Genomic DNA, 25,190 nt, shown 5'->3' with positions numbered 1-25,190 from the left:
CTCGTGGAAGATTTCGGCTTGCTCAATCCCGCATGGGCCGGTACGCGTGCTGCCGCGCTCACTTCGGATACCGCTTTCGGACAGGCAATGCTTGATGTTGAGGCCGCCTGGTGTCGCGCCCAGGTTCGGTTTGGCACCGCGCCGGCAACTATTGAAGATGCCGTGGCGGCCGTCAGTCATATCGACGACTACGATCTCACAGCCATCGCAGCTCAGACCCCCGATGGCGCCAACGCCCTGATCCCGTTGTTAAACGCGCTGCGGAATAACGTTGCTGCCAATCTTCCACAGGCCGGTCAATATGTGCATCGAGGCGCGACGTCCCAGGACATTATTGATACCGCCTTAATGTTGATGGCTACTCGGGCCGGTGAGCACGTGCTGACAAACCTCAAAACCGCGGTCCGTCAGCTCTCAATGCTCGCCATAGACCATGCTGACACCGTGATGATCGGCCGCTCGCTGGCTCAACATGCCCAGCCCATTACGTTCGGTTACCGCGTTTCCCAGTGGATCGAAGCACTCGGCAGCGCAGGCCAACACTTTGAGAATGTGGTGGATAGTCTTCCGCTTCAGTGGGGTGGCGCTGTCGGTACCTCGACGTGGTGGGTGGATTACTTTAAGGCAGCTCAGCCCGAGTCCGATCCCATGGACCTGGTCAACCATCAGCGTGATCTGCTGGCCGAGGAGCTCGACCTCGTCTCAGCGCCGGTCTGGCACGCTAATCGCATACCGATCCTCCAGCTGGGACAGATGGCGTTCCAGGTAACGGCTGCTGCAGCAAAACTCGCCAACGATGTACTGACGTCGGTGCAAGCCGAGAACGCCGAATTAGCTGAGCCGACTAAACCCGGCCGCGGCGGATCATCGGCCATGCCCCATAAGAACAACCCGGTACTGTCAATTCGCCTCAAACATGCGGCCCAAGAGGCCAGCGGTCACCTCAATACCCTGCAAACCGGAGTCATATCGAATACCGCAGAACGTGCAGACGGTGGCTGGCATACCGAATGGTCCGCGCTGCGCGGGTTGCTGCGCCTGACCGGTGCGGTCAGCGAGATTCTTGTCGAACTCACCGACGGACTCCAGGTCCACTCCGATGCGATGCGGCACAATCTTGCGATCCACGGCAAGGCAGTGTTCCTCGGACGTCTAACACAGTGGTTGGTCCCCATTGTTGAGGCCCACGGTGCGGCTGCACCCGGTGATGGCAAGCAACTCATCGAATCCATCAGTACTACAGCTATGACCAATGACAATGACCTCGCCCAGGCCCTGGTAGAACAGTTGCCAGACGGGATCGTGACCGTGGAAGCTATTGAAAAGATGTTAGACCCTTCCGGATACAGGGGAGGTGCTGCGAGTATCGTGGCAGAAGTATATTCGCGTTATAGAAAGTGGAGCTCATGACCGAACCAAAAATCGCCGGTATTCAGTTCACCGACCATAACCCAGCCAAGCCCTTGCTGGTTCTCGGGCCCGGCATTGGGACTGCTGTGGAACCTCTGTGGGGCAAAGCTGCACAACTGCTGGCCAACGACTATGAAATTATCGGTTATGACCTACCGGGTCACGGACGATCCGAAGCCTCCACCGACCAATGGGAAATTGATGATCTCGCCAATATTGCGGCACGGCTGGCGTCTGAAGCCATTGACGGTACCGATCGAAAAGCATTTTTCGCCGGAGTCTCGCTGTCTGGGGCTGTCGCGCAGCGCATCGCAGCGAATCACGGCGATGTCTTTGAACGCGTTGCCATGGTGTGCTCCTCACCAAAATTCGGCACGCCGGAAGCGTGGCAGGAACGCGCAGAATACGTCTCGACCGCAGGGACCCCGGCCATGGTGGAGCGGTCAGCAAAAACCTGGTTTGCCGACGGTTTCATCGATGCGAATCCAACCGAAGCCACCGCGCTATTGCACTCGCTGCAAAATGCCGACCGGCATTCCTACGCGCACGCTTCAATTGCACTATCGCACTTTGACATGACCGACCAACTGACCCAGATTCAGACGCCGCTGCTGGCGCTGGTTGGGGAAGTCGATCCGGTCTCGCCACCAGAGCACGCGGAAAATGTAGCCGGCACTGTTCAGCACGGTCAGATGGCTGTACTAGAAAACGTGGCGCACCAGGCACCAACCGAAGATCCGGAAGGTACCGCACAAATTCTGCACGCCTTCTTCTCGGGCCAACTGGTTCAGCAACCATCCGATGAACAAACAACCACGCAAGTGTACGACGCCGGCATGGCTGTTCGTCGCCAGGTGCTATCCGATGCACACGTGGACCGTGCCAACGCTAATATCGACGATTTCACCCGGGATTTCCAGGAAATGATTACCCGCTATGCGTGGGGTACCATTTGGACCCGTCCCGGTCTGGACCGTCGCATGCGCTCAGCCGTCACACTGACCGCCATGGTGGCCGGCAAGTACTGGGACGAACTGGCCATGCATGTCAAAGCTGCACGTCGCAACGGACTCAGCGTTGACGAAATCAAAGAGATTCTGCTGCAAACAGCGATCTACTGTTCTGTACCAGCCGCCAACGTGGCATTCTCTGTCGCCAAGCAGGCGCTGTCGGAATACGAGGCTGAAGAAGCCTAGTCCCGTTGACATGAAATCCGGTCCAGTCTGTTGAGTGGACCGGATTTTTTATCGCTTCAAACGCATTTATGACGAACCCCTTTCGCCCAGCGGACGCGTCAGCTAGACTCGAAGTATCGCACAGTGAACCATCGTTCGCACAGCGAACATAGAGTTTTTGCTTCACGCTCGGAAGGAATCATGCAGCAGGTATATATCTACGACGCATTACGCACCCCCTTTGGTCGGCTCGGCGGCGGACTCGCCGGTGTTCGCCCAGATGATCTCGCGGCAACCGTCATCACCCAACTCCTCGAGCGTTACCCGAACCTGGATCGCAAGGCGATCGACGACGTCGTCTTTGGGAACGCCAACGGCGCCGGCGAAGAAAACCGCAATGTGGCCCGCATGGCTACCCTGTTGGCGGGTCTACCAACTTCCATCCCGGGGGTGACCGTCAACCGCCTGTGCGGCTCATCCTTAGACGCTGCCTTCCACGGCAGCTATTCGATCGGTTCCGGCGATAACCACCTGGTGATTACCGGTGGAACCGAGTCCATGTCGCGTGCCCCATATGTCGTGCCGAAACCAGAACGTGCCTACCCGGCCGGCAACAGTCAGATGGTCTCCACGACTCTGGGCTGGCGTCTGATCAACCCCGATATGCCCAACGAATGGACCGTTTCACTCGGTGAAGCCACCGAGCAGCTCGTTGAAAAATACGACGTATCCCGCGAGCGCCAAGACCAATACGCTGCTCTGTCACACCAGCGGGCCAATGCCGCATGGGAAGCCGGCCACTACGACAACCTGGTCGTTCCCGTCGACGAGGTCACCCGCGACGAAACCATTCGCCCAGAAACCACCGTTGACACCCTGTCGGGCCTACGCACCGTGTTCCGGAAAGAAAACGGTACCGTAACCGCCGGCAATGCGTCGTCGATGAACGATGGCGCCGGCGTGGTGCTGATGGGCTCCGAACAGGCCGCTACCACTCTGGGCGCTGACCCACTGGTTCGCGTTGTCTCCCGCGGTGTGGCGGCTAATGAACCCCAGTATTTTGGCGAAGCACCGGTCCCGGCCGCCAACCTGGCGCTAGAACGCGCGGGCATTACCTGGGATCAAGTCGGAGCCATCGAACTCAACGAGGCCTTCGCCGCACAAGTACTGGTCAACCTGGATTCCTGGGGCATCGCGCTGGACGATGAGCGCGTGAACGCCTGGGGTGGCGCCATTGCGCTGGGCCATCCACTGGGTGCTTCCGGTTCCCGTGTGTTGGGTACCCTGGCACGCCGCCTGAAAGCTGAGAACCGCCGTTGGGGTCTGGCCGCGCTGTGTGTTGGCGTGGGCCAGGGTGTTGCCATGGTGGTTGAAAACGAAGACGCCACTGAGTAAAGGAAACGATATGACAAAGATTGTAGATACCGCAGCCGATGCGGTCGCCAATATCTCTGACGGTTCAACGGTCCTCATGGGTGGGTTCGGCGACGCCGGCCAGCCCATGGAACTCATCGAGGCACTGTTGGAGTCGGGGGCAAAAGACCTGACCGTCGTCAACAACAATGCTGGCCAAGCCGATGCCGGCCTGGCCTTGTTGATCAAAGAGCGCCGCGTGAACAAAATTATCTGTTCGTTCCCTCGCCAATCGGATTCTTGGCACTTCGATGAGGCCTACCGCGCCGGCGAAATTGAACTGGAGCTCGTCCCGCAGGGCAACCTCGCCGAACGTTTGCGGGCCGCTGGTGCGGGCATTGGCGCGTTCTTCACTCCGACCGGGTACGGCACCCGATTAGCCGAGGGCAAAGAAGTTCGTGAGATCAATGGTCGCAACTATGTGCTGGAGTACCCAATTCATGGCGATGTAGCGCTGATCAAAGCGTTCCAGGCTGACGAAAAGGGCAACCTGGTCTACCGCAAGACGGCGCGCAACTTCGGTCCGGTTATGGCCACCGCGGCTAAGCAAACCATTGTGCAGGTCGAAGAGATACTGCCGACCGGAAGCCTTGATCCAGAAAACATTGTGACCCCGTCGATTTACACCGATGTGATGGTTCCCATTGAAACTCAGTCCACTGAACTGGCAGCACGCGAGCGTGCCCAAGGAGCGAAGTAATGCTACGTAGCGAAAAAGTAGACCGTAACACCCTGGCACAATTCGTTGCCGATGACATTGAAGCCGGTTCCTTCGTCAATCTCGGCATCGGACAACCAACCCTGGTGTCCAACTATCTGACCGAAGAACACGATGTCACCCTGCACACCGAAAACGGCATGCTGGGCATGGGTCGAGCTGCTGAAGAAGCGGAGGTCGATGTTGACCTGATCAACGCCGGCAAGGTCCCCGTCACTGAAACCCCGGGGGCTGCGTTTTTCCATCAAGCAGACTCATTTGCCATTATGCGCGGCGGCCACCTCGACGTCTGTGTACTGGGTGCCTTCCAAGTTTCGGCAACCGGCGACCTGGCCAACTGGCACACGGGTGCCGAAGATGCGATCCCTGCGGTCGGTGGAGCCATGGACTTGGCCATTGGCGCCAAACGGGTCTTTGTGATGATGAACCTGTTCACTCGTGACGGTGACATCAAGCTGGTATCCGAAGCCACCTATCCGTTAACCGGTGTGGGCTGTGTTTCCCGCGTGTACACCGATCATGGCATCTTCGAACTTTCAGACTCCGGCACCGTTGAAGTGCTTGCACTATTTGGCCTGAGCTTCGAGGAACTGACCTCGAAATCGGATATCGAATTCGTAGATGCAACCAGCAAATAATACGGGCCTTTTCGTCCAGTCGTTTGCCCGGGGCCTCGAAGTGATCGAGGCCTTCGGGCAAACGCCGACGATGACCCTCACCGAGGTCGCAGAAGCCACCGGGCTCTCCCGAGCGACCGTGCGGCGCTTCCTCCACACCCTGGTGTCGCTGGGCTACATGCGGGCTAACGAGAAGAATTTTCAGCTGACGCCCAAGGTGCTGAATCTGGGGTTTGCGTACTTGTCTTCGCAGCCACTAGTCGAACTGATCGATCCGGTCTTAGCGAACCTGTCCAAACAGCTGGGGCAATCCACGTCGGCGTCCGTGCTTGATACCACCGACGTCGTCTACATTGCTCGGAAAGAGACCACGTCGATCATGCGGATCAACATCACGGTCGGGACGCGATTCCCCGCGTATGCGACGTCGATGGGGCGCGTGCTCCTGGCCGGTTTATCCGATGCCGAGCTCGAAACGTATTTTGCCGAGGCGGAGCTGGCCGAGGTCACCGATTACACCATAACGGACCCGGCGTGGCTCCGACGTGAAATTGCCGAAATTCGGGCTCAAGGCTTTGCCGTGGTCACAGAAGAACTTGAAGTTGGATTAGCTTCCGTGGCGGTCCCGATTCGCAACCGGGCTGGGGAAACCGTTGCCGCCATGAATACCTCGATCGCGGTCACTCGGCATACGCCAGGGGACCTCACCGAACTACTGCCCGCGTTGCAAGCAGCGGCCGATGAGGTGTCCAACGCCCTTTAGATCTCCCAGCGCCGGGTTTGTCCCGCAAAGGATTCCAGTACATCGGGATCATCGATGGTCGCGGGCGCGGAAAAGTCCTCGCCCTCGACAATCGACCGCATCGTGCGTCGCAGAATCTTGCCAGACCGGGTTTTTGGCAGCGCCGAGACAACTTCGACGTCACGGAATGCCGCGACCGCACCGAAATCTTTACGCACTTTAGCCACTAACTCTTTGGAAAGCTGTTCGGGCGTAATATCGGCGCCGGCGGTCAAGACCACATAGGCCACCGGTTTTTGGCCTTTAATACCGTCGGCCACACCGATCACAGCAGTTTCGGCAACAACCGGGTGATCGGCAATGACCGATTCCAGTGTGCCAGTGGACAATCGGTGACCTGCCACATTGATGACGTCGTCGGAGCGTCCCAGGACAAAGACATAGCCGTCCTCGTCGATATATCCGGTATCACCGGTTTCGTAATAGCCAGGGAAGGCAGCCATGTACGAGGAGTGGAAACGCTCCGGTTCACCATACAACCCAACCATGGCACCTGGTGGGAGCGGCAATTTGATCACAATATTGCCCTCATTGCCCGGGCCAACGGGTTCACCCAGTGGATTGACAACACCGACGTCGTAGCCGGGCACCGCGACCGACGACGAACCGGGTTTCATCGGCATCGGATCCAACCCTCGCAGGTTCGCTACAATCGGCCAACCGGTTTCGGTCTGCCACCAGTGGTCAACAATCGGCTTACCTGTAACCTCAGCCAACCAGTGATACGTGTCTTCATCGAGCCGTTCACCGGCGGAAAATACATTCCGCAGAGCAGACATATCGTATTTTTCCCACTGTTCCCCGTGGGGATCCGCAGCCCGGATTGCACGGTAGGCTGTGGGCGCTGAGAAGATCATTTTGGCTTGGTGTTCGGATGCGACCCGCCAGAATGCGCCGGCGTCCGGGGTTCCCACGGGTTTGCCCTCATAGACAACGGTTGTGGCACCGGCAACCAGGGGCGCGTACACAATGTAGGTATGGCCTACGACCCATCCGACGTCTGAAGCCACAAACATGGTCTCCCCAGCTGCAACATCATAGATGTGTGGAACCGACCAGGCAGAGGCCACGGCATATCCACCGTGATCGCGAATGACGGCCTTTGGTTTCGAGGTCGTACCCGAGGTGTGCAACAAATACAGCGGGGCGGTTGCTGCCACAGGGACCGCATCAACCGGCTGCTGCGCGGCCAATTGCTCGTCAAAATCTAACCAAGCCGGATCGAAATCAGCAATATTATCGTCGATCTCTGGACGCTGTTTGATGAACACAACCTCTGGCTTATGCTCAGCCATTTCAATAGCCTCAGCCACGTTTGGAAGATAGCGAATGGGTCTAGACGGCTCGATACCGCCGTTTGCCGCAATGACAGCTTTGGCCTGGGCATCATCCAGTCGAGTAGCCACTTCTTTGGGGGCAAACCCACCAAAGGTCACCACATGGATGGCGCCGAGTCGAGCAACGGCCAACATCGCGATCAATGCTTCTGGGATCATGGGCATATAGATCAGTACCCGATCTCCGTGCTCGATACCCTGGGCTCGCAGTGCTGCAGCCAGCCGAGCAACTTGATCCAGCAGTTCAGCGTAGGTATAGGTAATTTTCTGGTCGGTCATGGCTGAATCCCAGATAAGTGCGGGTTGGTCACCTCGACCGTTCTTCACCCAGCGGTCTAAGGCTTGATAGGTGATGTTGAGGCGACCATCCGGGTACCATTTCCATGATTCGGCACCGTCATAGTCGAGTCCTCGAGTGGGTGCTGTATGCCAATCGAGCAGCTCTGCTTGTTCGAGCCAGAACTCTGCCGGTTGCTGGATGGACTGTTCCAGTACCGCACGATAGGCAGTACCTGGTTGTTGCGACTTTTCTTCACCCATGCTGCTCCTTCGCAAACTTCTCGATGTTGTCCAGTAAAACCATTTATGTATACATTGCGTGGGTCACACATTAGTCGCCTGTGATGTACATGACAAACTCGCGGGCGGTATTCACAGACACTGCCATGCTCGTTTTGCTCTATCCGTTTTCGTCCGATATGGTAAAGGGGTTATTTGCACACGAAAATGCGCAAATAGCCCGGAGGCGTGCCAGAGAGGCCGATTGGACTTCACTGCTAATGAAGGGTCTGTTTAAACGCGGACCGGGGGTTCGAATCCCCCCGCCTCCGCCAATACAGCCCTGCAGACTCATTGAGTTTGCAGGGCTTTGACGGCTAAGGCACTTTATTCGGCGAACGCCTTGGCGACAGTTGAGTGCCACCTAGTTTTTCCGGCCTCCGATAGGGGCCGCTTCACGGAGTATTTCCCAGCGTCTTCTGGCCAACGAATAATGTCCTCTTTTCAGCACCATACGTGGTTATGTATACATAGCGGCAGAATAGCCCCCGAATAATTTCCTGCACCGCGCCACAACATTCCGCCTGAAGAACAGCAGTCTTGAAGGACAACAGCCCTAGTGAAAGACTAGGAGCAGAAGCATATTCCACCGTTTTGTGAGAGGTGGTTGCATTGAAAGCAGTCAGATACTACGGAACGGAAGACGTCCGTATCGAAGATATTCCAGAACCTGAACTCGTCGATGGCGCAGTAAAAATTGCTCCGGCGTTCAATGGCCTGTGCGGGTCTGACCTCTCCCTGTTTTTCTCCGGACCGTTCCCGCCAGCTCCTACAGAACATGAACCGCATGCACTTTCGGGTGAAGTCCTTCCCGTGGTGTTCGGTCACGAATTCTCAGGCGTCGTTACTGAAATCGCACACGACGTCGATCATGTGAAGGTTGGCGATCGCGTGGTCGTAGAACCTCTAATGGTCGATGGCACCTGCTGGGCTTGCCAACAAGGACAATACAACCTGTGTGAAGACATGGGCTTCATCGGCATCTCTGGACGGGGCGGCGGGATGGCCCAGTCGATTGTGGTCGAACAACGTTGGGTACACGGAATCGGTGACATGTCACTCGAAGAAGGCGCCCTGATTGAACCCTTGGCGGTAGCGCTGAATGCCGTCAACCGGGCGGGCGTCCTGGCGGGAGAGACGGCCGTGGTCGGCGGTGGGGGCCCGATCGGACAGTTAGTGACCGCCGTGCTAAAAGCCAAGGGGCTCAATGTGATTCTGTCCGAAGTATCTACAGCTCGTCAGCAGATTGCTAGAGATGCTGGTTACGCAGATCGCGTTGTTGACCCCACTAAGGAATCACTGCTGAATGTCGTCCAGGATGCCACCGATGGCGTAGGCGCGGCCTTTGCTTTTGACTGTGCTGGCGTCGAAGTTGTCTTCAATCAGATGTTCGAGGTGGTCCGGCCAACCGGACACGTTGAGATCGTTGCGGTATATCCAGAAGCAATTATGTTTGCAGTTGCCGATGCACTGACAATGCAAGAACGGACGATGGGGTCATCGATCGGCTACGCTAATGTGCACGGCGAAGCCATTGACCTTGTTCTGTCTGGAAAATTGAATGTTCGTCAATTTATTAGTTCTGTCATAGACATGGATGACGTGGTGGATCAAGGCTTGCGGAAGCTTCGCGACGCGGGCGAAACTGAAGTAAAGATCTTGGTCAAAATTGATCAATAGATGGGAGTCGTGATGACTATTCAAGACGTATTCAACTCCAACCTGGCGAGGGCGGGTCGTGCCCTGGTCGGCATCTCGACGTGGTATATAGCTGACGAAACAGGTATCGAACGCGATGAGATTCGGAAGTTTGAACGTGGTGTCATTTCGTTACCCGAAGAGCAGGAGCAAGCAATCAAAGCCGTACTCATCGAACACGGCGCACTGTTCTTACCGGATTCGCAAGCCGGCGGCTATGGCGTACGGCTGAAACACTCCAGTTCAAAAGCCAAGCAGATAGACCGCTGGGAAGGTGAAGGCGGACCGGCTGCCGAGGACGACGTCTAAGCGACCATAGAAAAGCTCCCTGTATAAACAGGGAGCTTTTTCATTGGGCAAACGTCATTACTCTTTGCTGTCATCGTCCGCAGCGTGAATCTGTTGCGCGATAATTTTAATGAGATCCTGCGCCTCGGTCTGCTGCAACACCGTATGTTCGGTCAGGGTTTCTGCTGCATCATCAAGCCGCTCGTCGCGGACCATCGCCTCAATCTGATCGCGAATCCACGGAGGCAATTCCTCCGACGACATAGAGATTGTTTCGGAATCCCGACTAATTTGCACTTCGAAGCCTTGCTGCTTGGCCGGCTCACTGAGCTCTAACCACTCATCAGGCACCGTGAGATCGGTGACTTCCTGTTCATCCGCTGGGACAAACGGATCCGAGCCTGCCACATCTTCCAGTGGAACCGATTCTTCGGCATCTTCCACATGCTCTTGCGGGAACTGATACAGCGCTTGGACATCGACAAACGCCTCAATCCGTCCCACTCCGGTCGCTTTGTGGTAGACCTCTGCCGCCTGGGCAAGCTGTCCAACAGCAAGGTAACGATAGACCTTGTTGTGAGACTCTTCGTCTAGGCGTCGGGCAGCAGCAGATGCGCCTTCTTCGGACATACGGTCAAAGAGCGCCGGCGACTTACCGCGTGAACCTGCGGTTGTGTTCTGTAGGCCTGATGAGCGACCGAGAAAGGCGATGATGCCCCACACCAATAAAGCCGAGACCGCAAGCAGCAAGAGCGGGATAATGAATTCCATGCCGCCTATTGTACTGTCAAGTTGTCAAGCGCGTGTCGAGTTCGGCTCTCGGACCGCTTTAATTCGCGGTCGGACAACAAAAACGTATAACAGCGCCGTGGCAGTCAGCGCCAACAGTGCCAAACCGGCGGTCATCAGCACTGTTCCAGTCCATCCATAATGGATCAAAAAGATGCCGCCGAGCCAACCAAAAACTGACGATCCGGTGTAGTAACAGAGGTTGTATAGCGACGTTGACTGGGCTCTTCCGCCTTCTGCCGCAGCTCCGGCCCAACCGGATGCGACGGAATGTGCTCCGAAAAATGCACCGGTAAATACCAGTAGCCCGAGCAATACTACCCAGAGGTTGGGAACGAGTGTGAGCAGGATTCCCGTAATCATCAGTAGAGTCAGTACCATCAGCACTCGAGAAGGCCGATATCTAGTCGCCAGAGCACCTGCCCACGGTGACGTGAAAGTGCCCATGAGATAGGCCAAAAAGAGCAGCGACACCACAGAGACCGGCAAATTGAATGGCTCTTCTATGAGGTGGAATCCCAAGAAATTGTAGACGGCCACGAATCCGCCCATCAGTAACATGCCCTGCAGGTACATGACGTTGAGCACCGCGGAGCGCAAATTGGTGGTAATCGCTGCGATGGCTTTACGCGGGGAAGACTTTGTGGGTTGAAATTTTCTCGCCGCTGGAGTGAGGAGCAGAAAGCAGACGGCCGAAGCCACCGCAAGCGCCAACACTACCCCCATGCCCATACGCCAGTGGTACCACTCCCCTATGGGGGCTGCCACGACACGACCTAGGAGCCCGCCGAGTACCGTCCCCGCGATGAACGTCCCGGCTGATTGACCGGTGGCTTGCGGGTGGACTTCCTCATTCAGATAGGCCATTGCCAGCGCTGGCACACCACCCAGTGCCATGCCTTCTAACACCCGAAACAGCAGAATCACGCCGAAGGTCGGCGCAAGTGTGGCGCCAATACCGAATAAACAGGCGGTAATAATAGAAATCGTCATGGCTGGTTTCCGTCCGAGCCTGTCACCCACAAATGACCACGGAATAACAGCCGCTGCCAGACCAATCGTAGAAGCAGATACCAGCAGCGCGGCTTGATCCGCGCTAGCTTGCAGGTCTGCAGCGATCAGGGGCAGCAGTCCCTGAGGTGAATAGAGCTGTGCAAAGGTTGCGACGCCGGCGAAGAATAGACCGATCATCAACCGTCGGAAGCTCGCCGTTTTGGGAACGTGTCCCAGCCATGTTTCTCCGGTCTGTGGCCCCGGAAACTGGAACTGGTGCATGGCTGCCTTTCTGCCGCAACGAGGTTTTATGTGCCGGTGTGGTTTGAGGCTAGACTCAGAAATCGTGAAGCTTGCTTTTGATCTCCCCAAAATGAATTTAGCCGATAGTTTTAAAGCCTACGACGTCCGCGGTATCGAAGACGAAACCATCAATGCTGACGTAGCGTTAGCGGTCGGATTCGCATTCGTTGCGGTGACCGGTGCTGACCGGGTACTCGTTGGTGGTGATATGCGCCCTTCATCGGAAGACTATGTGGCAGCATTTACCCGCGGCGCCGCAGCCGCAGGTGCAGATGTTGAACAGCTGGGATTGATCTCCACCGATATGTTGTATCACGCCTCGGGTGTACTGAACGCTCCGGGCGTGGTGTTCACTGCCTCGCATAACCCCGCCGGCTACAACGGCATAAAAATGACCCGTGCTGCTGCCGTCCCCATTTCAGCAGATACTGGCTTGGCGGAGATCCAAGCCAAGGCGCAAAGTTATTTGGACGCCGGGTTTGTCGAATCCGTAGCTGAAGCAGGCGAAGTTTCGCAGCGCGATACGCTCACCGGCTACGCAGAATATCTACGCTCGCTCGTAGATCTATCGAACATTCGTCCGCTAAAAGTTGTGGTCGATGCAGGAAATGGCATGGCTGGGTACACCACCCCTGCGGTTCTGGGCGATAAGGTGTTGAGCTCACTACCTATTGACATCATCCCGTTGTATTTTGAATTAGACGGGACCTTCCCTAACCACCCGGCCAATCCTATTGAACCGGCCAACTTAGTCGATCTGCAGAACGCGGTGCGTGAGCATGGCGCGGATCTTGGTTTAGCATTCGACGGCGATGCAGACCGCTGTTTTGTGATTGATGAGCGAGGCGAACCGGTAACCCCATCGGCCATCACGGCCATGGTTGCGGTACGAGAGATCGCACGAGCTCAAAATGCCGGTGAGACCACCCCGGTGATTATTTACAACCTCATCACATCAAAGGTTGTGCCCGAAGCAGTTGAGGCTGCAGGTGGTCGAGCGGTTGAAACTCGTGTAGGGCACTCGTTCATCAAGGCCTACATGGCCGAGCATTCCGCGGTGTTTGGCGGCGAGCACTCTGCGCACTATTATTTCCGCGACTTTTTCAATGCCGATACCGGCATGTTAGCGGCCATGCACGTCTTAGCGATGCTGGGATCAACCACCGCCACCGCTTCCTCCTTGGCAGCCGAGTACACCCCATACGTTGCTTCCGGGGAGATCAACTCGCAAGTCGCAGACCAAGCCGGTTCGATCGCTCAGGTGCTCGCCGAATTCGACCCCGGTGTTGAAACCACTATTTCGACCATTGACGGCACGACGATGGCAGCGACCAATGGCGATTGGTGGTTTAATCTCCGCCCGTCGAATACCGAACCCTTGCTGCGGTTCAATGCTGAAGCTGCCGATCCATCTACGATGGTGTGGCTCCGAGACACCGTGCTGGGGATCCTCCGCGCTTAGGCGATGCCAAGCGTCAGTGGGAGGACACTGTCGGCGCCAGCCCGCAGCAGCGTCGCAGATGCTACGGTCAAGGACCACTTGGTCGAGGCAATATCGTCGACGAGCAGCAGTGGCCCTTGTGGTGCACTGTTCAACGCCTCTTGGAGTTGCGCAGGCACGCTATACCGATTATGCACTTGAGCTAAGCGGAACGCGCTGTTGGCAGCCGGAGGATGGACCGGACCGTTCCATTGCAACTCACCGAGGTACGGTAACTGGCCAATGCTTGCGATAGCCTGTGCCAGGGACCCCACCAGTTGTGGTCGGTTTGGCGATGGCATCGCAACGACGGCAATGGGACGCTGAGCCCAGTCCCAGTCCGCCAAGACTTGGACCAAGCCTTGCACCATGGCATCGGTAACAGGCTGATCATCAGCATCTTGGAGTTGACGCAGCGTGGTGCCCCAGCCGAGATCTGTCAGGCGGGCGAGTGCCCGCCCCGGGAGATGTTGCTGTTTGATTTTTCCTTTGAGGTTGATTCCAAGATTGTCCAGACCGGTAGGCCACATCTTTCGCGGCGCAATGTCGACCCCCGGCCGTGCCAAGACCTGTTGCGCGTAGTTGCGGGCGTCCGCAGAAATCTCAAGTGTAAGCCAGGCGCCCACGCAGTTATCGCACCGGCCGCACGCTTGGGCGTAGGGGTCATCTAATGTCTGTGAAAGATACTGCATACGACACTGCTCGGTGCGCTGGTATTCCAACATCAGATTTTGTTCGGCAACACGTTGGGCTGCCACATGCTCGTAGCGTTCGGCATCGTAGTGCCAGGGCGTGCCGGTGGCCTGCCAGCCGCCTTGAACTCGAACGATGGCGTCATCAACGGCGAGAATCTTAATCAACAGTTCCAGCCGTGACGGCGATAGGTCTACCCTGGCCGACAGTGCAGGTATAGAAAGCGGCTGCTGTGTGGCTTCCAGAACCTGCTTAGCGATCCCTTCGTCTGGCATTGATGCTGTCGCAAAGTATTCCCAGATCCGTTGGTCTTCCACACCGGGTAGGAGCACCGCCTCGGCGTGGTCGGTCCCACGTCCGGCACGACCGATATGTTGGTAGTAGGAAACCGGAGATGACGGTGCGCCAAAATGAACGACAAATCCAAGGTCTGGCTTATCGAATCCCATGCCCAGAGCCGACGTGGCAATCAGTGCTTTGACTCGGTTATCTTTCAATGCTTGTTCTAGCTCGGTGCGCTCTTCTGGTGCGGTCGCGCCCGTATATGCGGCCACATTATGCCCGGCTGCTTGGAGGGCTTCTGCGACGTCGTGGGCAGCAGCGACCGTAAGCGTATATACAATGCCCGAGGATTCGAAGTGCGTCAGATGGTCGACCAGCCAACCGATTCTGGTTTGCGAGTCGGCTTGGGGCAACACCGAGAGTCGCAACGACGAGCGGGCTAGCGGGCCGCGAGTTAGGAAGACGTCATTGCCAAGTTGTTCCAGTACATCGTCGACCACACGCTGGTTCGCCGTTGCTGTTGTCGCCAGGATTGGTGTTTCCAACTGGCTGATCACCGAGCCGATTCTGCGATAGTCCGGGCGAAAATCGTGACCCCAGTCCGAAATGCAATGGGCCTCATCGATGACCAAGAGCCCCAGTCGTTCGATCAGATCGGGCAGCTGACTCTGACGAAACATCGGATTGTTGAGACGTTCCGGCGAGATCAGCAAGACGTCGATTTCGTCGCGTTCCAGTTGCCCTGCAATCACGTTCCAGGCGGCCGCATTGGTTGAGTTAATTGATTCAGCCACGATGCCGGCACGCTGGGCTGCTGCAACCTGATCTGCCATCAGAGCTAGCAGAGGAGAGATGATCAACGTGGGTCCACCACCACGACGTCTCAGGAGTGCTGTCGCGACGAAGTAGACCGCAGATTTTCCCCACCCGGTGCGCTGCACGACCAATCCGCGCCGCCCACTGACGATCGCTTCGATGGCCTCATACTGTCCCTCGTGGAAGGCTGCGGGCTTTCCGACGAGTTCGGAAAGAATCTGGGTGGCCTCAGCGCGTAGTGTCATACCCTTTAACGTAGTCAACCCGGGCCTGTTATTGCAGACCCGGGTTGACGTGTTGTGGAAAACTAGCTGTTCAGCCCTAGACGATCCTTGAGTCCGTCAAGTTCGTCCGACATAGCAGCTGGCAGTTTATCGCCGAATTTTTCGAACCATTCTTCTATCATCGGGATTTCGTCGTGCCATTCATCCGCGTCGAATTTAATCGAGTTGATGAGGTTGTCTTCAGAAATCTCCAAGCCGGTCAAGTCCAACGCATCCTGGGTAGGAACGACGCCGATAGGAGTATCGGTGCCTTTGCCCTTTCCTTGCAGACGCTCAACGACCCATTTCAGGACACGAGCGTTCTCGCCGAAGCCTGGCCAGGAGATCTTGCCGGCGTCATTGCGGCGGAACCAGTTGACCAAGAAGATTTGCGGCATATTGTCAGCGCCGATCTTGTCTTCCATATCCAACCAATTTTGGACGTAGTCGCCTGCTGCGTATCCCATGAATGGCAGCATCGCCATTGGGTCGCGACGAACTTCGCCAACTTTGCCTTCTGCAGCAGCGGTGCGTGCAGACGACAGGGTTGCACCCTTGAACACTCCATCTTGCCATGACCGGGCTTCAGTCACCAGCGGGATCGCGTTGTCACGACGACCACCGAACAAGACCGCGTCAAGCTTGATGCCTTCTGGGTTGAAGTACTCCTCAGCCAACATGTCGGTCTGGTCAATCGGCGTGCAGAACCGTGAGTTCGGGTGCGCTGCCGGGGTAATAGACTCAGGCGTCCACTCGTTACCCAACCAGTCGGTGAGTTTGGCTGGCTTCTCTTTGGTAAGGCCTTCCCACCAAACGCCACCTTCTGGAGTCAACGCAACGTTAGTGAAGATTGTGTTCCCCTTGGCGATGGCACGCATCGCGTTGGGGTTGGTGTGCCAGCCAGTACCTGGGGCCACACCGAAGAAGCCGTATTCTGGGTTAACGACCCGCAGGTTCTTATCCTCATCGGGCGTGATCCAAGCGATGTCATCGCCCAGTGTTTCAGCGGTCCAGCCTTCCAAGGTTGGATCAATCAGCGCGAGGTTGGTCTTACCGGTGGCTGACGGGAAGGCGCCGGTGATCGTGTAGGACTCATTTTCTGGGCTGGTGAGCTTCAGAATCAGCATGTGCTCGGCCATCCAGCCTTCGTCACGTGCCATAGCCGAAGCAATGCGCAGCGCATATGCCTTTTTGCCGAGCAGTGCGTTGCCGCCGTAGCCGGAGCCGTAGGAGACAATTGAACGCTCCTCCGGGAAGTGGACAATCCACTTGGTGTCGCTTGATGGCCAGGTAACGTCTTCTTGACCTGGCTCCAGTGGGGAACCAACGGAGTGCAAGGCCGGAACGAAGAATGCTTCAGTTTCAGCAATCTTGTTCAAAACGTCTGTGCCGATACGAGCCATGACGCGCATGGACAGGACAACGTAGGGGCTGTCGGTGATTTCCACACCGAACTTAGGATCTTTAGCATCCAGTGGACCCATGACGAATGGGACAACGTACATTGTGCGGCCACGCATGGCGCCGTCGAATGCATCGTTGAGGATGGATTTCATCTCGGCTGGGTCTTTCCAGTTATTGGTAAAACCAGCATCTTCTTCTTTTTCAGAGCAGATAAATGTCCGCGATTCGACGCGCGCAACATCGGCGGGATCGGAGAAGGCCGCATAAGAATTCGGAAACTGTGGGTCCGTGAGTCGGACCAATGAACCGGCATCGACCATTTCTTGGGCGATGCGATCGTTTTCTTCCTGCGAACCATCTACCCAGTAGACCGAGTCCGGTTGGGTCAGCTCCGCTATTTCTTTGACCCAGTCCAATAACGGTGCGTAATTGGTGGGTGCGGTGTCCTCGACCTGTGCAGCCAGATCGGAGGCGGCGTTTTCAACCATTTGGATCCTTTTTCGTATCGACTTACCAACCGCAGCATGACAATACCAGCACGTCGTCGTGCTGCGAACCGTTCCGGTCGGAACGAGAGTCTATGTCGCACACTTTAGCAGCCTGTCCGCTGACCGCGCCCAAGTTGATTCACCAGAACTTCGCTCAGAGACAAGATTCACTTTACCTAACCGGGAGAAAGTGATGAACGACACTGGTTTTCATACTGAAACCCTGGAAAATGAGCTATTGTCGGGCTTTTCGCACCTCACCAATCCTGCGAAAATGAGTTTATACACGTTACTTCACCTCCACACAGCTCGTTTTTGCAAAAACAGGACCCGCACTGGTTTTGCATTTTCAAAAAGTACGAGTATAGTTAGTTCTCGTTGCCCGGCGCCCTTAGCTCAGCTGGATAGAGCGTCTGTCTACGGAACAGAAGGTCAGGGGTTCGAATCCCTTAGGGCGCGCTCAAAACGTTCGCAGTTTCATGCGGATCCTCGGCCCTTGAGATTGATTGCAGATCATATCTCAAGGGCTTTTCGTTAGCCCAAATACGTTTGCTGAAGTTCGCTAGACTTCAACGCATATCAGTATTCTTGAGGAACAATGACCTGCTCCCGCATCCTTCTCGCACTAGCACTCATCGCGATGATGATCACAATGTTTGTGCCGCTGCCGCTGTGGCTGGCAGTAACTTTGATGTGTTTCGCTCTCATCTCCGCGATCGGCGTCGTGCTTCTGCGTCTTGGAGTTCGAGAGGATGTCTAGCGTGGCACGACGAAATGCGTCATGTCAGCATCACGACCGTCCAGGCTGGCCCACTCACCGGGAACGTTGAATACCATCAGCCCTAGTGTCGGATAGCGTTCAGCCATATCCAATACTGCTTGTTCATCAGAGTCAACCGACGCTAACCGCATCCCAATTTCTTGCACCCAGGGCATGTGGCCGACAACCATGAGCGTCCGAACTTGTTCTTCGGTTTCGTTAATCACCGACAGCACCTGGGTTGCAGAGCTCAAGTAGAGACGAGAATCCAGGTAAGGCGTGGGGGCTGTATCTCCGAGTTCGTTGAGCACCCACGTGGTGGTTTGTCGTGTACGCACGGCATCTGAAGTGACGATGGCGTCAGGATATATGCCCTGTTCAATCAGCCAACGACCGGCGGCAGGGGCTTCAGTATTGCCGCGGTCTGCCAGTGGTCGTTCATGGTCGGGCACGGGCGGATACGCGGCTTTGCCATGTCGAAGGACAATAAGACGTTTCTGATCTGTGTTAGTCGACATTCAAGTGCTCCGAGGACGGCTCATCACGGTATTTCAAATAGGATCCGTCGTCGTATTCCCGCATCCATTGTGCCACGTAGGGGCAAACCGGCACGATGCGATATCCTTCGGCGATTGATTGGTCCAGAGAATGTTTCGTCAGTTCCCCGGCCAAACCTGCGCCTCGATAATCGGGATGGACAAAGACCCCTGGAAATACGCGTTGTTTGGTGCCGTCGGCGGATTCGACATCATGATAGAGGTTGCGGCCGATGACATCCCCGGTCTCATTCGTGACACCGAAGGACTCTTCATCGCGGAACCAGCGTGATTGTGTAGTCATGTCTGCCTTAGTTGAAGTGTTCGGGACGCGCAGTGTCACTGGCGTCGGCGTAGCGTTTATCGGAGTTTTTCTCGATCCAACTTTTGACGTATGGGCAGATCGCAACAATGCGGTAACCCTCGTCCAGTGCGTTATCGAGCGCATATTGTACGAGTTTTCCGGCAAGCCCGGCACCGCGGTAGTCTTCTTCGACCACGGTCTCGATAAAGATCCTCTGCTTTGTGCCATCGGCTGTTTCGTGGTCTCGATATATTTCGCGACCTGCAACGGTATCCGAGTCATCGACGATCATGCCGATATACCCATTGCGTTGAAAAAATTGTGGATGATCTGGCGATAGATTCGTCATCTAGTCCTCCTTGCGGCGGGCAACCGTTGGTGGATTTTTTCTTGGTTTCATCGCTACCGTCGGCAATCCTGGGGCCGGTAGGGGCGCTGGTTCGTTGGGCGGGAACTGTCCGTACTGTGGGAAGCGGGTGCCTTCGGGATAGGCGTTCGGTATCAACGTATCCAACAGCGGGCCAGCGACGGGTGCTTCGAGCTCATGCCCGGCCAGCGGAGAGTCTTCGGCAGGTGCTTCAAAGCCCATTTCTGTTTGATAGCGTTGTCTCCAGCGTGCGATTTCGTCGTGAGAACGACCCACGAAATTCCACCACATCACAATGTCTTCATGCAGCGGCTCGCCACCGATCAGCATGACACGTATGGGCGTTTCGCCGGAGCTGAGCTCCAGTTTCGTCACCCCGGTGCCTAAATATCCGAGGTGATTCTGTTCGATCAACGCACCGTTGAAGTTCGCGGTGCACTCCACTGCCAGCAGTCCGTGTTCGTGTTCAGCCGGCACATCAATTTCCAGCGTTGTGTTGGGCTCCAACGATATTTCTGCTGCAGAAAGTGGGCTGTACGTTTCGACTGGAGAAGTGACACCCAGCAAGGAGCCAATAGCGATTTTCGTCTCCCAACCTGGACCGCGAACGACTTCCGCTCGGTGCTGGTCAAGGTGGGGTTCCACGAAACGATGCTGCTCCGGAAAGGCGTACCAGAGCTGCACACCGTGCAGCGTTGTGGTGTCGTGGCTGGAATGTTCGGAGTGGGTGATACCGTATCCGGCATTCATAAGATTGACTTCACCGGGACGAACTAAAGCCCAGTTCCCAGCGGAGTCGACGTGGTCAACCCGGCCTTCGAATAGCCACGAGACGGTAGCTAAACCAGTGTGTGGGTGGCGTGGCACTTGCATGCCGCCGGATTGCGTAACATCGTCAGGCCCAAAATAGTCGAGGAAACACCACGCACCGATCAGTGAGCGAGCTCGCTGCGGAATGGTGCGCTGTACTGTCATCGCGCGTGGTCCGCCCAGCGGTACCCCACGTGGTTCGAGCACCTCGACAATATAGTCAGTGCCGCGTTTTTCTTCGAAACCGGCGCTAAGTCCTGCAGAATTATTTGGAGCGTTAAAGTCAATGAGTTCTGGATTTGGGTCAAGATTCGTCATGACGACTCCCCCAGCGCTTGCTTCGAGGCCTTATTCGGGCGTACCGGGTGGTGCGAGAGAATTGAGATCCGGTTCGTAAGATTCATCGTCATCGCCACCCATTGAACGGCAGCATATTGTTCTTCGTTCAATTGCCCAAAGGCGATCAGCTGTGCGGCCTGCACGGAATCAATGTCGTCCACGTTCGTGACTTCTTGAGCCAAGTGCAGTGCTGCACGTTCCTGGGCGGTGTAGAGGTTCTCAGCTTCCCACCAAGCGGCCAGGGCTCCGAGTCGTTGGGCCGATACTCCGGCGTCAACGGCGTAACGAGTATGCAGATCCAGACAGTAGGCGCAACCATTCATCTGAGATACGCGAAGATTGACCAGTTCGATCAGCTGGTCTGATAGGCCTGCCGCACGGGCGTCGTCACTCACTGCTCTCGATAATCGGATCACGGCTTTCCAAGCGTCAGGATTCGATTTATCGAGGAAAAACTGCAGTGGGTCACGATCCGTCATGACGGCTCCTTCCAAAAGCTCTCTACGAGTCTAGCCCTGCACAGCAGTTAATGCAGGGGTTGCTTGGAAGGCTTCAGGTGACTAAATGGAGTACTCTGGTGCGGCCCAGACGACAACTTCTGGGTGCTCGTAGAAACGGTAGCCCTGACCACGAACAGTGCGGACCGTGCCGGAGAGACGTCCCAGCTTGGCGCGTAGACGACGAATGTGAACGTCGATGGTGCGCTCGTTGGGGACTTCTTCGGTTTCATCCCACAGCGTCTGGAGCAGCTCTTCCCGGTTAACTGTACGACCGCCATTTTCGACCAGGTAGTTCAACAGCTCAAATTCTTTATATGTCAGGTTGAGTGGTTCGCCATCGAGCAAAACTTCGCGACGGGCAAGGTCGATGAGCACACCCGGCTGCCGGGTTGAGACCGGTGCTGGAGCTGAGGCAAGTTCTGGCGAAATAGCCTGCTGGATGGTGGGATCTGCGGTGACCTGACGGACGACGTCAAGATCTTCACCCGCCACGTCGGCCGGGGCAATAGCGACTGCCGCATAGGAATCTGCGCCAGGAACTAAGGTTTCAACATAGTGGCGCAGTTCGTTGGCTAAACGGGTCAACGACGTACCAGCGGCGAGGGCAGACTGTTCGTCCATGCCCACATACAGCACAAATCCACGAGCTTCGGTTTCCATATGCACCGGAGCCACACCATTTTCTGGTGCGGGGGTCTCGTCTGAAGGAACCGCCCTGAGACGATTCTCATCCGCCTCCCGATAAGCTCGGACACGCTCTGCTCGGCGTTGTGCGTTACGTACCGAAATGTGAACGTAACCTTGCTGGGGTGCGCTTGTCATAGAGTTATTCCTTCAACAAACTAAACGGCGATGACCACCGATGACGCTCGGGACTAACCTGACCCGAACTGGTATGTGCTATCACAACATTGACCCGTAATGGTCACGTAACGCAAACGCCGACCCCATGTTTGTCTCATTATGTGGACTTTCGACTTCATTAAGTGATGAGAATCACTTGTAACATTCGAACTCTCAGGAGTTTTCGACCCAATACAGATGTATAAGCGCTACTCTGCGACGCCGTAGAGGCGATCTCCTGCGTCACCGAGGCCCGGCACGATATAAGCATTCTCGTCCAGTCGCTCATCGATTGCTGCAACGTAGAGACTTACGTCAATATCGGCGAGGTTATCTTGGAGGTATTCGATGCCTTCCGGGGCGGCGAGCAGACAGATTGCGGACACCTGACGAGCATTGCGTTCGTATAGGAAACGAATCGACTCGGCCAACGTGCCGCCGGTGGCCAGCATGGGGTCCAGCAGGAAAACGTGGCGTCCCGTCAGGTCTTTCGGTAGGCGTTCGGCATACGTAACAATGTTCAACGTTTCGTCGTCACGGATCATGCCCAAGAAGCCAACTTCGGCGGTTGGGGCCATGCGAACCATGCCATCAAGCATGCCCAGTCCTGCACGCAAGATAGGCACCACAAGCGGACGAGGTTTCGCGATCTGCGTGCCGGTCGTCGCGGTTACCGGGGTCTCGATCTCGACGTCGACGACGTCCAAGTCACGTGTCGCTTCGTAGGCAAGCAGCATGACGAGTTCTTCGGTTACCTGCCGAAAGATCATCGACGGGGTTTCTTTTCTTCGCAGTACCGTCAGTTTATGAGCCAGCAGAGGGTGGTCTATCAGATGAACATGCATAGGGTCAGTTTAGCGTGATCACCTACAGTAAATGTGTGACTACCTCAACTGCTACACCGCTTCCGCCACCCGAGCACCTGGCTGCTTGGATGCACCGAGCCATTGCCGCGGCACATACGACCGCCGCGACCGATGATGTGCCCATCGGAGCTGCAATTTTCGCGCCCGACGGCGAGTTAGTTGCTGCAGCAGCCAACGAAGTCGAAGCTTCCGGGGACCCGACCCGTCATGCTGAAATGGTGGCCCTCACTCAGGCCACAGAAGCGCTTAGCACGACCGGCTGGGAACTTGCCGATTGCACCCTAGTCGTCACCTTGGAGCCATGCTCGATGTGCGCGGGTGCGATGGTGCTGGCGAGGATGCCGCGAGTCGTGTTCGGGGCGTGGGAACCAAAGACAGGGGCTGCAGGTTCCGTGCTGGATGTCCTGCGTGAACCTCGGCTGAATCACCAGGTTGAGGTCATTGGTGGCGTCTTGGCGAAAGAGTGTGCACAGTTGTTGCGAAACTTCTTTGCGGATAAACGCTAATTTTGGGGATTATCAGGGCATCCGGTATAGTGGCTCGGGTATTTGGTAGCGTGTCCGAGCGGCCGAAGGTGAAGCACTCGAAATGCTTTGTACGGCAACCCCGTACCGAGGGTTCAAATCCCTCCGCTACCGCTGATCAATAAGCCCTTACCTCGTTGATATATCAACGGAGTAAGGGCTTTTTGTATTGCCTAGGGGCGTTGTGCCCCCGGTAAGGATTCACGGACTTCGATCCACGTGTCGAGTTGTCCCGCGAAGGTTGCTGCGATCTCTCGGGCGCGCTCTTTATTTTCGACGCGAATTGCCCACACTCGTGCCGAGGGTTTTCCGCCTTCATTGTAATAACCGGGACGAACGTCCCCACCGGGACCAACCACGATCGCTTGTGACTCTGGGTCGAGTACTTCAACCCAGTCGAGTTCAGAACTGAGGAACAACTCGTCCTCGAATCGAGCGAGGAACGCTACGATCTCCTCGCGCCATGCGGGAGTGCGATCGTGTAGTTCGGCCTCCCGGATGTGCCATGACAACAGGTAGCGCATAATGAACTCCTCACTGCGGCGAGCCTCAGGATCTTGGTACCTCTATGCTCGCATCACGGATGCTTGGTGTCGACCCCTTATGGTGGAACGCTAAAAGCCGCGAACCCTGTTGGGAGTTCGCGGCCTTCTAAGCGTCTCAGGCGTTCTTAGAGTTCGCGCTGATCAGGTCCGTGGTAGAGCGACAGTGGACGGATCAGGGCGTTATCCGCACGCTGCTCAATAATATGAGCGGTCCAACCCGTGATGCGTGAGGCAATAAACAGCGGGGTGAACATGTCGGTGTCAAAGCCCATTAGGTGATAGGTAGGGCCTGCCGGATAATCCAAGTTTGGCAGGATGTCCTTAGCCTCGGCCATGGCCTTTTCGAGACCGTCGTAGAGCCCCAGGATTTCGCCACGATCGTAGTATTCGATCATCTTGTCCAAGGCTTCTTTCATCGACGGCACGCGGGAGTCACCGGACTTGTAGACGCGGTGGCCAAAGCCCATAACTTTACGCTTTTCGGCCAGGGCAGCTTCCATCCATGCCTTGGCGCGTGCTGCGGCGTCTTCGCGAGATTCGTTCTTGTCAATTCCGATCTCGTTGAACGTGTGCATGACGGCCTCATTGGCGCCACCGTGCAGTGCTCCTTTGAGCGCACCGATCGCACCGGTAACAGCCGAGTGCAGATCTGATTCAGTCGAGGTGATCACGCGGGCGGTGAAGGTCGAGGCATTGAAGGAGTGCTCGGCGTAGAGCACCATGGACACGCGGAACGCGTCAACAACCTCGGCCGGATATTCCTCACCGAAGGTCATCCACAGGAAGTTCTGCGAATAGTCGAGGTCATCGCGTGGTTCCACAACATCGAGGCCACGACGACGGCGCTGGTCGTAGGCCACAACAGCCGGGAACGCAGCAAAAAGTTCTTTGGATTTGCGCAATTCGACCGAGGGGTCAGAGTTTTCAGCATCGTCATGACGTGCCCCGATGACCGAGACTGCGGTGCGGGCAACGTCCATCGGGTGGGCGTCTTTTGGCAGCAGATCAATGGCCTCTTTGACGGCTGGATCCAGCGCACGATGGCCACGCTCCAGTTTAATGAAATCGTCGAGTTCTGCCTCGGATGGCAGTTCGCCGTTCCACATCAGCAGGGCGACTTCTTCGAAGGATTTCTGGCTCGCCAGGTCCTGAACGGGGTAGCCGCGGTAGAGCAGCGAGTTAGTGTCTGGATTGACTTTCGAGATGGCGGTGGAATCGGCGACAACACCGACCAGGCCTTTTCTCATCTCTTCGGACATAAATACTCCA

General features: G+C 56.3%; 25 protein-coding genes and 3 tRNA genes. 14 read left to right on the top strand and 14 right to left on the bottom strand.

What is annotated here, in order from left to right; translation table 11 throughout:
* Nucleotides 1-3 precede the first annotated feature (3 nt).
* From G583_RS0107430 to G583_RS0107405, 6 genes are all read left to right on the top strand, one after another.
* The gene (locus tag G583_RS0107430) at nt 4-1,410 is read left to right on the top strand and encodes a lyase family protein (protein WP_022870556.1); all 1,407 of its coding nucleotides are present in this window, start codon (nt 4-6) and stop codon (nt 1,408-1,410) included.
* Nucleotides 1,407-2,606 (top strand): bifunctional 3-oxoadipate enol-lactonase/4-carboxymuconolactone decarboxylase PcaDC, encoded by a 1,200-nt coding sequence (gene pcaDC / locus G583_RS17125; protein WP_022870555.1) that lies wholly within the window; start codon nt 1,407-1,409, stop codon nt 2,604-2,606. Before G583_RS0107430 ends, pcaDC begins: the two co-directional genes overlap by 4 nt.
* A 180-nt stretch (nt 2,607-2,786) precedes the next feature.
* Complete coding sequence (locus G583_RS0107420; protein WP_022870554.1) at nt 2,787-3,980, top strand: thiolase family protein; 1,194 nt, start codon at nt 2,787-2,789, stop codon at nt 3,978-3,980.
* Between the two features lie 10 nt (nt 3,981-3,990).
* Complete coding sequence (locus tag G583_RS0107415) at nt 3,991-4,698, top strand: 3-oxoacid CoA-transferase subunit A (RefSeq protein ID WP_022870553.1); 708 nt, start codon at nt 3,991-3,993, stop codon at nt 4,696-4,698.
* Entirely contained in the window at nt 4,698-5,354 is a 657-nt protein-coding gene (locus tag G583_RS0107410; protein WP_022870552.1) for a 3-oxoacid CoA-transferase subunit B, read from the top strand. Before G583_RS0107415 ends, G583_RS0107410 begins: the two co-directional genes overlap by 1 nt.
* A complete protein-coding gene (locus G583_RS0107405) occupies nt 5,338-6,096 on the top strand; it encodes an IclR family transcriptional regulator domain-containing protein (protein ID WP_022870551.1) in 759 nt (252 codons plus the stop codon). The genes G583_RS0107410 and G583_RS0107405 overlap by 17 nt, the downstream gene beginning before the upstream one ends.
* On the opposite strand, the gene G583_RS0107400 is transcribed toward G583_RS0107405, so the two are convergent.
* Nucleotides 6,093-8,012, bottom strand: a complete 1,920-nt coding sequence (locus G583_RS0107400) for an AMP-binding protein (protein ID WP_022870550.1) — start codon at nt 8,010-8,012, stop codon at nt 6,093-6,095. The genes G583_RS0107405 and G583_RS0107400 overlap by 4 nt on opposite strands.
* 201 nt (nt 8,013-8,213) lie before the next feature.
* Between G583_RS0107400 and G583_RS0107395 the strand changes: the two genes are divergently transcribed.
* The 3 genes from G583_RS0107395 (at nt 8,214) to G583_RS0107385 (ending at nt 10,037) form a co-directional block, all read left to right on the top strand.
* A tRNA-Ser gene (locus tag G583_RS0107395) sits at nt 8,214-8,305 on the top strand.
* Between the two features lie 337 nt (nt 8,306-8,642).
* Nucleotides 8,643-9,710 (top strand): 2,3-butanediol dehydrogenase, encoded by a 1,068-nt coding sequence (locus tag G583_RS0107390; RefSeq protein WP_029629360.1) that lies wholly within the window; start codon nt 8,643-8,645, stop codon nt 9,708-9,710.
* A 12-nt stretch (nt 9,711-9,722) separates the two neighbouring features.
* Nucleotides 9,723-10,037, top strand: coding sequence for a hypothetical protein (locus G583_RS0107385; RefSeq protein WP_029629359.1), 315 nt, complete (start codon nt 9,723-9,725; stop codon nt 10,035-10,037).
* A gap of 57 nt (nt 10,038-10,094) precedes the next feature.
* Here the strand turns inward: G583_RS0107385 and G583_RS0107380 are convergent, their stop codons facing one another.
* Entirely contained in the window at nt 10,095-10,787 is a 693-nt protein-coding gene (locus G583_RS0107380; protein WP_022870547.1) for a hypothetical protein, read from the bottom strand.
* 24 nt (nt 10,788-10,811) lie between these two features.
* Nucleotides 10,812-12,080 carry an MFS transporter gene (locus tag G583_RS14940; protein WP_022870546.1) on the bottom strand — a complete coding sequence of 423 codons (1,269 nt, stop codon included), beginning with the start codon at nt 12,078-12,080 and terminating at the stop codon, nt 10,812-10,814.
* Nucleotides 12,081-12,171: 91 nt separating this feature from the next.
* On the opposite strand from G583_RS14940, the gene G583_RS0107370 reads away from it, so the two are divergent.
* A complete protein-coding gene (locus G583_RS0107370; protein WP_040895258.1) occupies nt 12,172-13,563 on the top strand; it encodes a phosphomannomutase/phosphoglucomutase in 1,392 nt (463 codons plus the stop codon).
* Here G583_RS0107370 and G583_RS0107365 read toward each other — a convergent pair.
* Nucleotides 13,560-15,617, bottom strand: a complete 2,058-nt coding sequence (locus G583_RS0107365; protein ID WP_022870544.1) for a RecQ family ATP-dependent DNA helicase — start codon at nt 15,615-15,617, stop codon at nt 13,560-13,562. The genes G583_RS0107370 and G583_RS0107365 overlap by 4 nt on opposite strands.
* Before the next feature lie 62 nt (nt 15,618-15,679).
* Nucleotides 15,680-17,527, bottom strand: coding sequence for a phosphoenolpyruvate carboxykinase (GTP) (locus tag G583_RS0107360; RefSeq protein WP_022870543.1), 1,848 nt, complete (start codon nt 17,525-17,527; stop codon nt 15,680-15,682).
* A gap of 385 nt (nt 17,528-17,912) precedes the next feature.
* Here G583_RS0107360 and G583_RS0107355 point away from each other — a divergent pair.
* Both G583_RS0107355 and G583_RS16725 read left to right on the top strand, forming a co-directional pair.
* Nucleotides 17,913-17,986 (top strand) — tRNA-Arg (locus G583_RS0107355).
* A 139-nt stretch (nt 17,987-18,125) separates the two neighbouring features.
* Nucleotides 18,126-18,287 carry a hypothetical protein gene (locus tag G583_RS16725; protein ID WP_022870542.1) on the top strand — a complete coding sequence of 54 codons (162 nt, stop codon included), beginning with the start codon at nt 18,126-18,128 and terminating at the stop codon, nt 18,285-18,287.
* On the opposite strand, the gene G583_RS0107345 is transcribed toward G583_RS16725, so the two are convergent.
* The 7 genes from G583_RS0107345 to upp form a co-directional block, all read right to left on the bottom strand.
* Nucleotides 18,284-18,805: a SixA phosphatase family protein gene (locus G583_RS0107345; protein WP_022870541.1), complete on the bottom strand. Its 522-nt coding sequence runs from the start codon at nt 18,803-18,805 to the stop codon at nt 18,284-18,286. The two genes, G583_RS16725 and G583_RS0107345, sit on opposite strands and share 4 nt — an antisense overlap.
* Nucleotides 18,795-19,127 carry a GNAT family N-acetyltransferase gene (locus G583_RS14935; protein WP_022870540.1) on the bottom strand — a complete coding sequence of 111 codons (333 nt, stop codon included), beginning with the start codon at nt 19,125-19,127 and terminating at the stop codon, nt 18,795-18,797. The genes G583_RS0107345 and G583_RS14935 overlap by 11 nt, the downstream gene beginning before the upstream one ends.
* 7 nt (nt 19,128-19,134) lie before the next feature.
* Nucleotides 19,135-19,476 carry a GNAT family N-acetyltransferase gene (locus G583_RS0107335; protein ID WP_022870539.1) on the bottom strand — a complete coding sequence of 114 codons (342 nt, stop codon included), beginning with the start codon at nt 19,474-19,476 and terminating at the stop codon, nt 19,135-19,137.
* A complete protein-coding gene (locus tag G583_RS0107330) occupies nt 19,477-20,622 on the bottom strand; it encodes a pirin family protein (RefSeq protein WP_022870538.1) in 1,146 nt (381 codons plus the stop codon).
* On the bottom strand, nt 20,619-21,122 hold the full coding sequence (locus tag G583_RS14930) for a carboxymuconolactone decarboxylase family protein (protein ID WP_022870537.1): 504 nt from the start codon (nt 21,120-21,122) through the stop codon (nt 20,619-20,621). Before G583_RS14930 ends, G583_RS0107330 begins: the two co-directional genes overlap by 4 nt.
* 81 nt (nt 21,123-21,203) lie before the next feature.
* On the bottom strand, nt 21,204-21,965 hold the full coding sequence (locus G583_RS0107320; protein ID WP_022870536.1) for a winged helix-turn-helix domain-containing protein: 762 nt from the start codon (nt 21,963-21,965) through the stop codon (nt 21,204-21,206).
* Between the two features lie 230 nt (nt 21,966-22,195).
* The gene (gene upp, locus G583_RS0107315; RefSeq protein WP_029629357.1) at nt 22,196-22,831 is read right to left on the bottom strand and encodes a uracil phosphoribosyltransferase; all 636 of its coding nucleotides are present in this window, start codon (nt 22,829-22,831) and stop codon (nt 22,196-22,198) included.
* 89 nt (nt 22,832-22,920) lie between these two features.
* Between upp and G583_RS0107310 the strand changes: the two genes are divergently transcribed.
* Complete coding sequence (locus G583_RS0107310) at nt 22,921-23,358, top strand: nucleoside deaminase (protein WP_051129670.1); 438 nt, start codon at nt 22,921-22,923, stop codon at nt 23,356-23,358.
* A 44-nt stretch (nt 23,359-23,402) separates the two neighbouring features.
* A tRNA-Ser gene (locus G583_RS0107305) sits at nt 23,403-23,490 on the top strand.
* 59 nt (nt 23,491-23,549) lie between these two features.
* Here G583_RS0107305 and G583_RS0107300 read toward each other — a convergent pair.
* Both G583_RS0107300 and G583_RS0107295 read right to left on the bottom strand, forming a co-directional pair.
* Entirely contained in the window at nt 23,550-23,900 is a 351-nt protein-coding gene (locus G583_RS0107300) for a YciI family protein (protein ID WP_022870533.1), read from the bottom strand.
* 146 nt (nt 23,901-24,046) lie between these two features.
* Entirely contained in the window at nt 24,047-25,180 is a 1,134-nt protein-coding gene (locus G583_RS0107295; protein WP_022870532.1) for a bifunctional 2-methylcitrate synthase/citrate synthase, read from the bottom strand.
* Nucleotides 25,181-25,190 lie beyond the last annotated feature (10 nt).

Origin of the sequence: Yaniella halotolerans DSM 15476, from assembly GCF_000420805.1 — a bacterium.
GTDB classification, from domain to species: domain Bacteria; phylum Actinomycetota; class Actinomycetes; order Actinomycetales; family Micrococcaceae; genus Yaniella; species Yaniella halotolerans.
The sequence above is the reverse complement of the archived record's forward strand: the minus strand, read 5'-3'. Positions and strand labels throughout refer to the sequence as shown.